Source organism: Acinetobacter lactucae (assembly GCF_001605885.1).
GTDB classification, from domain to species: Bacteria; Pseudomonadota; Gammaproteobacteria; order Pseudomonadales; family Moraxellaceae; genus Acinetobacter; species Acinetobacter lactucae.
Genome location: NZ_LRPE01000010.1, coordinates 59,253 through 69,981, shown reverse-complemented (window position 1 = coordinate 69,981; position 10,729 = coordinate 59,253). Strand labels below are relative to the sequence as shown.

General features: G+C 42.0%; 8 protein-coding genes and 1 pseudogene. 3 read left to right on the top strand and 6 right to left on the bottom strand.

Annotated features, from left to right (window positions below):
• Positions 1–8: 8 nt before the first annotated feature.
• Both prpB and AWW73_RS04950 read right to left on the bottom strand, forming a co-directional pair.
• A complete protein-coding gene (gene prpB / locus AWW73_RS04955; protein ID WP_005071840.1) occupies positions 9–893 on the bottom strand; it encodes a methylisocitrate lyase in 885 nt (294 codons plus the stop codon).
• A complete protein-coding gene (locus tag AWW73_RS04950; RefSeq protein WP_001153627.1) occupies positions 886–1,596 on the bottom strand; it encodes a GntR family transcriptional regulator in 711 nt (236 codons plus the stop codon). Before AWW73_RS04950 ends, prpB begins: the two co-directional genes overlap by 8 nt.
• 45 nt (positions 1,597–1,641) lie before the next feature.
• Here AWW73_RS04950 and AWW73_RS18385 point away from each other — a divergent pair.
• A pseudogene (locus tag AWW73_RS18385) lies at positions 1,642–1,764 on the top strand (hypothetical protein).
• Positions 1,765–2,111: 347 nt separating this feature from the next.
• Entirely contained in the window at positions 2,112–3,326 is a 1,215-nt protein-coding gene (locus AWW73_RS04945) for an amino acid aminotransferase (RefSeq protein WP_062848941.1), read from the top strand.
• A gap of 48 nt (positions 3,327–3,374) precedes the next feature.
• Here AWW73_RS04945 and dld read toward each other — a convergent pair whose 3' ends face one another.
• The 4 genes from dld to lldP all read right to left on the bottom strand — a co-directional run bounded on the left by dld (position 3,375) and on the right by lldP (position 8,986).
• Positions 3,375–5,081, bottom strand: coding sequence for a D-lactate dehydrogenase (gene dld / locus AWW73_RS04940; RefSeq protein ID WP_062848940.1), 1,707 nt, complete (start codon positions 5,079–5,081; stop codon positions 3,375–3,377).
• Positions 5,082–5,398: 317 nt separating this feature from the next.
• Entirely contained in the window at positions 5,399–6,550 is a 1,152-nt protein-coding gene (gene lldD, locus AWW73_RS04935) for an FMN-dependent L-lactate dehydrogenase LldD (RefSeq protein WP_002009553.1), read from the bottom strand.
• Complete coding sequence (lldR, locus tag AWW73_RS04930; protein ID WP_002120807.1) at positions 6,547–7,299, bottom strand: transcriptional regulator LldR; 753 nt, start codon at positions 7,297–7,299, stop codon at positions 6,547–6,549. Before lldR ends, lldD begins: the two co-directional genes overlap by 4 nt.
• A gap of 19 nt (positions 7,300–7,318) precedes the next feature.
• A complete protein-coding gene (gene lldP / locus AWW73_RS04925) occupies positions 7,319–8,986 on the bottom strand; it encodes an L-lactate permease (RefSeq protein ID WP_171254632.1) in 1,668 nt (555 codons plus the stop codon).
• 372 nt (positions 8,987–9,358) lie between these two features.
• Between lldP and AWW73_RS04920 the strand changes: the two genes are divergently transcribed.
• Positions 9,359–10,729 carry a phosphohexomutase domain-containing protein gene (locus AWW73_RS04920; protein WP_062848938.1) on the top strand — a complete coding sequence of 457 codons (1,371 nt, stop codon included), beginning with the start codon at positions 9,359–9,361 and terminating at the stop codon, positions 10,727–10,729.

Below are 10,729 nucleotides of genomic sequence, written 5' to 3'. Positions count from 1 at the left end.
TTAATTTATTACTTCTTTTTAGCAAAAGCGTTGTCTAAGTAGTCTTCAAACGCATAGTAGTTGATGCGTTCATATAACTCTTTACGCGTTTGCATAATATCAATCACATTCTTTTGTGTGCCTTCTTTACGCAAGGTTTCATACACAGTTTCGGCTGCTTTGTTCATGGCACGGAAAGCAGAAAGCGGATAAAGCGCAAGGCTTACATCGGCAGATGCTAACTCTTCAGTGGTAAACAGTGGCGTAGAACCGAACTCGGTGATGTTTGCCAAAATTGGTGCGCCAGTCTTCTGAGCAAATTGCTTGTACATATCAAGCTCAGTAATTGCTTCAGGGAATAACATGTCTGCACCCGCTTCAATGTACGCACCTGCACGGTCAATTGCAGCTTGTAAGCCATCTACAGCCAATGCATCGGTACGCGCCATAATTACGAAGCTATCATCACCACGCGCATCAACCGCAGCCTTAATACGGTCAACCATTTCTTCTTGAGTCACAATGGCTTTGTTCGGACGGTGACCACAACGTTTTGCGCCCACTTGGTCTTCAATGTGCATTGCCGCAGCACCAAACTTGATAAGTGCTTTTGTAGTTCGAGCAATGTTAAATGCAGAAGCACCAAAACCTGTGTCCGCATCGACCAATAAAGGAAGATCACATACATCGGTAATACGGCGTACGTCGGTCAACACATCATCAAGGTTACTGATTCCCAAATCAGGTAAGCCTAAAGAACCAGCGGCTACACCACCACCTGATAAGTAAATCGCTTTATAACCTGCACGTTTTGCCAAAAGTGCATGATTGGCGTTGATGGTTCCAACCACTTGTAATGGCTTTTCTTGGGCTACTGCATCGCGAAATAGCTGACCTGCGGATTGTTTAGCCATTGTTATGTTCTCCTTGTGCTTGTAGCAGTGTTTGCTCAATAATTTTGTAAGAAGCATTGATATGTCGATGCATGAGCAGCTCGGCAAGTTCACCATCGCCTTCTGCAATTGCATCTAAAATACGGATATGTTCGTCCCAAGCTTTGCTCGGTCGATCAGGCGTGTTTGAAAACTGAATTCGGTACATACGGATGAGGTGATAAAGCTCATCACATAGCATTTTTTCTAGGGTTTTATTGCCACTACTTTTGATAATGCAGTAGTGAAAATCGTCCTGCCCTTCTTGCAAGTAATATCCTTTACCTGCTTTAAAGTTTTCATCTTCGGCATGCATACGCAAAACATCACGTAACGCCAAAATTTGCTTTTTATCAATATGCTGTGCAGCAAGTTTGCAAGCCAAACCTTCTAAAGACGCACGAATCTGGTAAAGCTCTTTAAATTGTTGCAGTGACAGCGAAACCACGCGCGCGCCCACATGTGCAGTACGCTCAACCAAACGTTGCCCTTCAAGGCGATGAATCGCCTCACGCAAAGGCCCGCGGCTAATGCCATAAGTCCGTGCCAGTTCAGGCTCAGAAATTTTGCTACCTGCCGGAATTTGACCCAAAACAATCGCCGTCTGTATTTGTTTAAATACATTCTCGGTCAGTGTTCTTCCCTGACTTTGTAGAGGCTCTGGTGCGAAGGTCAAATCTTGCATATTGTCGACAATTTTTAATCAATTATGAGTTTTATAGCGGGGTGAATGAAAAAAATCAAGGTGATTGTTGACACTTTATAGAACGCATCAGGTCAATTTTTATCGTTTGACCACTTATATCACCTTATATTTAAACCATTAAATCACTTTCAATTTAATATTTATTAGACAATAACTTAGATTCAATTTATCTATGGTTTTATGGCTCTTTTTCAGTTGCTTTTCGGCCTCTAATCTTTTGTTTCAAACTTTAGTCTACAACCAATGTATTACAGCAAGATTGTAGACAATCTGCTTGAATGAAAGCATAAGTTAGAAATTAGTATCTATTTACCGTAATTTCTTTTAAATCTTTTTATCATTTTCAGCCAGAAAATATCGATATTAGTGAAATTATCAGGTGCTTCACGGTAGCTTTATTGATACATTATTGAGCATCGACATAGTTATGGCGTATTTTTCGAGACAGAAAAAACCCAGCACTATGCATATTGTTGAATGAAAGGACTTTTTTGATGTTTCAACATATCCCCCCATACGCAGGCGATCCAATTCTCTCTTTAATGGAACAGTTCAATGCTGATACTCGTTCTGAAAAAGTAAACTTGAGTATTGGTCTTTATTATAACGAAGACAGTATTGTTCCTCAGTTAGAGACCATTATTGAAGCGCAAAAACGTATCGAGCCTAAAAACGGTAAAACCAAACTTTATTTGCCAATGGAAGGCTTCAAACCTTACCGTGAAGCAATTCAAGCACTTTTATTTGGTGCAAACAGCCCAGCAGTTAAAGCTGGTCGTGCTGTAACCATCCAAACACTTGGTGGTTCAGGTGCATTGAAAGTTGGTGCGGATTTCTTAAAAACTTATTTCCCAAATTCAGACGTTTGGGTAAGCCAACCAACTTGGGACAACCACGTTGCGATTTTCAATGGCGCTGGTATCAAAACTCATTTCTACCCATATTTCGATAACGAAACGCGTGGTGTAGATTTTGACGGTATGCTTTCTACACTTAAAACTTTGCCTGAGCAAAGCATTGTGTTGTTGCACCCATGCTGCCACAACCCAACAGGTGCTGACTTAAACCCAGCGCAATGGGATCAAGTGATTGCAGTATTAAAAGACCGTAACCTTATTCCATTCCTAGATATCGCTTACCAAGGTTTTGGTGACGGTATGGAAGAAGATGCGTATGCAATCCGTGCTTTAGACCAAGCGGGTCTAAACTTCATTGTGAGCAACTCGTTCTCTAAAATCTTCTCTTTATATGGCGAGCGCGTTGGCGGCTTAACTTTCGTATGTGATGATGCAGAAGCTGCTCAGTGCACATTCGGTCAGTTAAAAGCGACTGTACGCCGTATTTACTCTAGCCCTCCTACAACAGGTGCTTGGTTAGTTGATGAAGTGTTAAATGACGCTGCACTTAACCAGCAATGGCAAGGTGAAGTGAAAGAGATGCGTGAGCGTATTATTAAAATGCGTAGCATCTTGAAAGACGAACTCACTAAAGCATTACCAGACCGTGACTTTAACTACCTTGTAAACCAAAAAGGTATGTTCAGCTACACTGGTCTAACCGCTGAGCAAGTGGATATCTTGCGTGAAGAATATGCAATCTACTTAGTACGTAGTGGTCGTATTTGTGTAGCAGGTTTAAACATGAACAATGTTTACACTGTTGCTAAAGCAGTTGCAGAAGTGCTTGCTAAATCAACAGAAGCGGCATAATACATCTATTAAAAAAGGCGCTTCGGCGCCTTTTTTTATGTCTCGATATTAAGATTTAGCTTTGCCCCAATACTTCAGTTTTGAGGTATGTCCAATACCCACATTAAAGCTATTGGTTGGGTCGAGTTTTTGGTAGAAATTGGCCAATGCAGGTTTAGCAATGTAGAGATGCCCGACATTATGCTCTGCCGGATATTCAGCACGGCGTGCATTGAGTAATTTCCACATTTGATGTTCCATTTCTAAAGGGTCATGGCCTTTTTTAAGAATATAGTCTTGATGGAAAACATGACAAAAGAAATGCCCATAATAGAGTTTATGGAGAATTTTCTTTTCCATCTCGGCTGGCAGTTGCTCTACCCATTCGCGGTCATTACGACGTAACGCAATATCAAGCGCGACAATATCTTCCACTTCACTACGGTGCGTATCGCGATAACGAATTGCCGCTCCTGCAATCGCAAAACGGTGTAAAAAGGCTTTTCGCCCTTCCTCTTCGCTACATACGAAATAGTGACCTGACTGATGCACTGCAAAATATTCTTTTAAAAACTGCTCGGTCTGTGCTTTTGAATTATTTTCGACACGTAAAACTAAATGGTGCTCATAACGATCCCGATATTCGGTCATACGTTTAGGCAAATGACTCGGTAAAAAGAACGTAATGGCCTGTAAAATATGATCTGTTAAGCCTTTAATTTTAAATTTTTCTAAGAAGCCATCGACTTTATCTTTCATCGCAAAAGCTTTGGGAACATTGGCTGTACCGAACTTTTCAATAAATAAGAACGTGTCTTTTCCGTACTTTTCACCAATCAAGTAAGCATCTCGGTGAATATATTCTCCCGCAATCGGTAGGCTTGGCAGTGAGGTCAGTAAATAACGACGAATGGCTGTTAAGTCATCGGCATCATTAGTACCAATATAAAAGACATTGCTCTCTACTTTTTCATAGGTATCAAGGCGTACGGCAAACACACAGACTTTACCAGCCGAACCTGATGCTTCAAACAATCGTGACGGGTCTGCATTAAAACGAGCAGGCGTATCCTCATCCACTTGCGTCACATCGTGGGCATAGCGATGATCTGATGCCTGCTTTTCACTATCATCTAAAATATCTACGGCTTGGTATTGCTGCTTCTCTAAACGAGTCAAAATTTCTTCGGGTGTCGAGCCTAAATTTACGCCTAAATGGTTCACCAGTTCTAATTGACCAGCAGCATTGACCTGAGCATATAACGCCAGTTCAGTGTACGCAGGACCACGGCGCACCAAGGCCCCCCCAGAGTTATTACACACACCACCCAGTACCGATGCACCAATACAAGATGAACCAATTACTGAATGCGGCTCGCGGTCATAACCTTTTAAAATTTGCTCTAAATTATCTAAGGTTGCACCCGGTAAACAAATCACTTGCTTACCATCATGAATAACTTGTATGCCCTTTAAGCGACGCGTACTCATGACTAAAACAGGACGGTCATAGTCATCGCCATATGGCGTTGAACCACCGGTGAGTCCTGTATTTGCCGCCTGCATAATAACAATACAATCTGCATCAATGGCAGCTTGAAGCACCTGCCATTGTTCTAGCAAGCTCCCTGGCACCACTACAGCAAGCACTTTCCCCTCCCCAAAACGGCGGCCTTGACGGTATTGACGCGTGCTTTGATCGTCGGTCAAAACATGAGAACGCCCTACAATATTTTGTAAGCGTTCGATCACTGCTTGAGGAGAAGATGTTTGCATGATGGTTTCCTTTTGGTCATCCATATAATATCTAGCTGTAATCCACGCTAAAACCAGATCAGCACGACGGAGCTTACTATTTGTAATTTATAATTTAATTAGCTCATTCTCTAATTCGAATCAGCCCTATATTTACTATCGTGGTTGGCGGCAGGGATGCCGCCTGTTGAGCAACCGTACAAGGAAGTGCGGTTTGCTCAACAAAAGGTTTTTGGTTACTTTTGACCTTTCAAAAGTGACAAATGCCTATACACAAAATATTAGCAAATCATCAAATTTTGAGGCTGTGCTTATTACTTCACTTAAAAAGTTATTTCTTAAAAACCTTGTTTCATCGCTTGCACTAAACAATCCGCATTAATATCCGAAATAGACTTAGCACCCGTGAGCGTCATCGCAACACGCATTTCTTTATCAATCAAATCAAGTAAGTTCGACACACCTTGCCCACCTGCTGCTGCCAAGGCATAAACAAACGCACGGCCAAGTAAAACCGTATCCGCACCGAGCGCCAACATCCGCACCACATCTAAACCATTACGAATGCCTGAGTCAGCCAAAATCGCCAAATCACCTTTTACCGCATCAGCAATTGCAGGCAATGCACGAGCAGAAGACATCACACCATCTAACTGACGACCACCGTGATTCGATACCACAATGCCATCTGCACCAAAACGCACAGCATCTTTGGCATCTTCAGGGTCTAAAATACCCTTAATCACCATTGGGCCATCCCAAAACTCACGAATCCACTCAAGGTCTTTCCATGAAATTGATGGGTCAAAGTTTGAGCCTAACCAGCCGATATAGTCTTCAAGTCCAGTTGGTTTACCTAAATATTTAGAAATATTGCCCAAGTCGTGCGGACGCCCCATTAAGCCCACATTCCATGACCAGTGCGGATGGAACACAGACTGCATATAACGACGCATCGCTGCATTTGGTCCACTCATACCGGAATGAGCATCACGGTAACGCGCCCCTGGCACAGGCATATCTACAGTAAACACCAGTGTTGAACAGCCTGCCGCTTTTGCACGCTCCAAAGCATTACGCATAAAACCGCGGTCACGTAACACATAAAGCTGAAACCACATCGGGCGATTAATTGCAGGTGCAACTTCTTCAATCGGACAGACAGAAACCGTTGAAAGCGTAAATGGAATGCCCTTTTTATCGGCTGCCATCGCAGCTTGCACTTCACCACGGCGCGCATACATGCCCGTTAAACCTACAGGCGCTAATGCAACCGGCATCGACAAAGTTTCATTAAACAGTTTTGTCTCTAAACTCAACGCTGACATGTCATTGAGCACACGTTGACGCAATGCAATTTCTGACAAATCTTGTACGTTCCGCTTTAAGGTATATTCCGAATACGCTCCACCATCAATGTAATGAAATAAAAATGGCGGTAAGCGACGTTGTGCCGCCGCACGATAATCATTGCCAGAAGAAATAATCATTTTGAATCAACTCTATTTAAACGATTTGCACGTTTCTGGCGAGCTTCGTCTTCATCCAGAGAACGTACATGATTAATCACAAATTCAATATGACCGCAGACAGCTTGGCGTGCGGCCTCGGGATCTTTACGATCAATAGCATCCATCACTTGAAAATGCTGCTCGCTCAGCAAGTCACCATTGACTGGGTCGTTATAAACTTTTTTACGTCCCAACAAGACGTTGTATTGCAGCAAATCAAACAAACTACGCATCATTTGAATCAGCACCACATTGTGAGATGCTTCAGCAATCGCTAAGTGGAATTCAGCATCCGCCACCGCAGCCTGTGCTGAGTCACCCGCATTTTGGTGGCGACTAATTTCATTAAAATAATGATGAATTTTGGCGCGGTCTTCAGGCGTTGAGCGTAATGCGGCATACCAAGCAGTGCCGCCTTCAAGTAATAACCGCGCCTCTTGCACATCAAAACGGTAGAGCGGATCTTCTTCAATCAGGTTACTAATCGGGTTCACAATCAGTTGCTGTGGCCACTGTTCAGGTAACTGTTGAATATAAGTCCCATCGCCACGGCGGCTACTGAGCACCCCTTGACTATTGAGCTGTTGAATCGCTTCACGCAAAGAAGGACGAGAAACTCCTAAGCTTGTTGCAAGCTGGCGCTCGGCAGGCAAACGGTCACCTTTTTTCATGTGACGCTCTTCAATTAATGCCTGCAATTTCATGACCACTTGATCGGAGATTCTCATTGCGTTTCCTTCACTAGAGTTATGGAATCATCCACGGAACCAGATAAGCCTGAACCGTAATAATGATGCCAACAAAGACAGTGAATATGATGCTATGTTTTACCGTGAAACGGAACAAGTCAGATTCTTTTCCAACTAAGCCTACCGCTGCACAAGCAATGGCAATCGATTGTGGAGAAATCATCTTACCTGTTACACCACCGCTGGTATTCGCAGCTACAAGCAACACTTCTGGAATACCAATTTGCTGAGCCGTAGTCGCCTGTAGTGCCGAGAACAGAGCATTTGAAGAGGTATCTGATCCCGTAAGGAACACACCAAGCCAACCCAAAAATGGCGAGAAGAAAGTAAACGCATGACCCGTATGCGATAAAGCCAAAGCTAAAGTTGCAGATAAACCTGAATAGTTCGCAATAAAAGCAAATGCCAGCACCATACCAATTGAATAAATCGGTGTTTTCAACTCATTGAGTGTTTCGCCAAAAGTCGTTACAGCTTCACTCGCTTTCATTTTCAAGAAAATAGCAGTGATGATTGCGGCAATAAAAATGGCAGTACCTGTAGCAGAGAACCAATCAAACTTATAAATCGCTTCGTATGGCTTCATCTCTGCCACAATTGGTGGCATTTTTTCGACCAATTTATGCAAATACGGCACTTCAAGTTTAAAAATCCAGTGCTCAAGAGCACCATCTTTTGCAAATAAAGCTTTAAATGGCTTAACACTCCAGATGGTGACCATCACTGTTAAGATGGCAAATGGAGACCACGCCTTTACAATTTTTCCAATGCTATAACGTTGAACCGTAGTAGATTGCTGAGTCAATACTTGACCTGCTTCAGGTTCAAAACGGAAAATATGTTTTGGTTTCCAAACGCGGAATAGTAAAGTCAGGCTCACCAAGGACGCAATTGCTGCGGTAATATCTGGTAACTCAGGGCCAATGAAGTTAGATGTAAGATATTGGGCAATCGCAAAAGCACCACCACCCACTAACACTGCAGGCCAAGTTTCCTTAACACCACGCCAGCCATCCATAATCGCCATAATCCAGAACAATACGATAATGACTAAAAATGGCAACTGACGACCCACCATTTGGCTAATTTCCATGGTGTCTACACCAGAAACCTGCCCCGCCACAATAATTGGAATACCCATTGCACCAAATGCCACTGGCGCCGTATTTACAATCAAACATAAACCAGCAGCATAAAGTGGTTTAAACCCTAAACCTACAAGGAGTGCAGCCGTAATCGCAACTGGAGCACCAAAGCCTGCAGCCCCTTCTAAGAAAGTACCAAAGGCAAAACCAACCAATAACATTTGCAGACGTTGGTCTTCGGTAATCGACAAAATGCTTGAGCGAATAATCTCAAACTGGCCTGTTTTTACCGAAATTTTGTATAAAAAAACTGCCCCAATAATAATCCATGAAATTGGCCATAGACCATAGAAGAAACCGTAAATGATTGACGCAAAGGCCATTTGACCCGGCATTTGATAGAAAAAGAGAGCAATCAATAATGCAATAATGACTGTGCCTGTACCCGCAATACTGCCTTTCAAACGAAATACAGCCAATGCCAAAAAGAAGAAAATAATCGGGATTAATGCAACCGCACTGGACAGCCAAATATTATTTAAAGGGTCATAAAGTTGTTGCCACATATTGAGCATTGTCATCTCCTTGAAATGCCGGGGCGAATTTTTGTACCTTAAAATTTTAAACATTTATCACAATTGGTATGACCAATTAAAATTTAAGTGCAAATGTTATTCCTTAAACCACAGATCGCATCATAAGAACAATTATTTTGGAGGTCAATAATTAAATAAACTTCAAAATTGGTATTACCAATAGAAATAAGTAAAATCAAGCTATTTTGAACTTATGGATTTTCTTATTAGACTAAAGTCGTAAAAACATTCTTACAAATTTAGATTGAGCCTATAGAAATGAAGCGTAAAACTTGAATATAAAAACTATAAACATCCCTGTTTCATGATCTATGTATAATGTGCACACAACTCAAACCACATGTATTGAATTGAATAATGACTACTTTAACGTGTTTTAAAGCTTATGATATCCGAGGCAAACTCGGCACCGAATTGAATGAAGAAATCGCCTATAAAATTGGCCGCGCTTACGGACAAATCTATAAACCAAAGACTGTTGTTGTAGGTTGTGATATTCGTCTAAGCAGTGAGTCTTTAAAACAAGCGACCATCCGCGGTTTAAATGATGTGGGTGTGAATGTGCTTGACTTAGGCATGACGGGTACTGAAGAAGTTTACTTCGCTGCTTTTCATTTAGATGTACAAGGTGGTATTGAGGTTACTGCTAGTCATAACCCAATGGACTATAACGGCATGAAACTGGTTCGAGAAAATGCTCGTCCAATTAGTGCAGATACAGGTCTAAAAGAAATTCAGGCTTTAGCAGAAATTAATAACTTTGAGGAGGTTAGCCAAAAAGGTACAACACAAAGTTATAACATTTTGCCTGAGTTCGTTGACCACCTAATGACTTATATTGAACCTGCAAAAATCCGCCCCCTTAAATTGGTGGTAAACGCAGGTAATGGTGCAGCTGGTCACGTCATTGATGCTATTGAAGAAAAATTTAAAGCGCTTAAGGTACCTGTTGAATTTATTAAAATTCATCATGAAGCAGATGGTACGTTCCCAAATGGGATTCCTAACCCAATTTTAATTGAAAACCGTGACAGTACCCGAAATGCTGTAATTGAACATAAAGCCGATATGGGAATTGCATGGGATGGCGATTTTGACCGCTGTTTCTTGTTCGATGAAAAAGGTCAGTTCATTGAAGGCTACTATATTGTTGGTCTATTGGCTCAAGCTTTCTTGATTAAACAGTCAGGCGAAAAAATTGTTCATGACCCACGTTTAGTGTGGAACACATTCGATATTGTAGATGAATTCAAAGGCATTGCCGTACAGTCAAAATCTGGTCATGCATTCATTAAAGATGTCATGCGTGAACACAATGCTGTATATGGCGGTGAAATGAGTGCCCATCACTATTTCCGTGACTTTGCTTACTGCGACAGCGGTATGATTCCGTGGTTACTCACCGTTGCCCTACTCTCTGAAACAGGACAATCTCTTTCAACCCTCGTTGAAAATATGATTACCAAGTTTCCTTGCAGTGGTGAAATCAACTTTAAAGTGGCTGATACACAGATCACTATTCAAAAGATTTTTGATTTCTATGCTGATCAAAATCCACAAATTGATCGTACCGATGGTGTAAGCCTCGACTTTGGCGCATGGCGTTTTAACGTCCGTGCTTCAAATACTGAACCCTTATTACGTCTCAATATTGAAAGCCGTGCAGACCGCCAAGCTCAGCCAATGCAGCATTATATAGATGAGTTAACTGGGCTGATTCAATCTTAA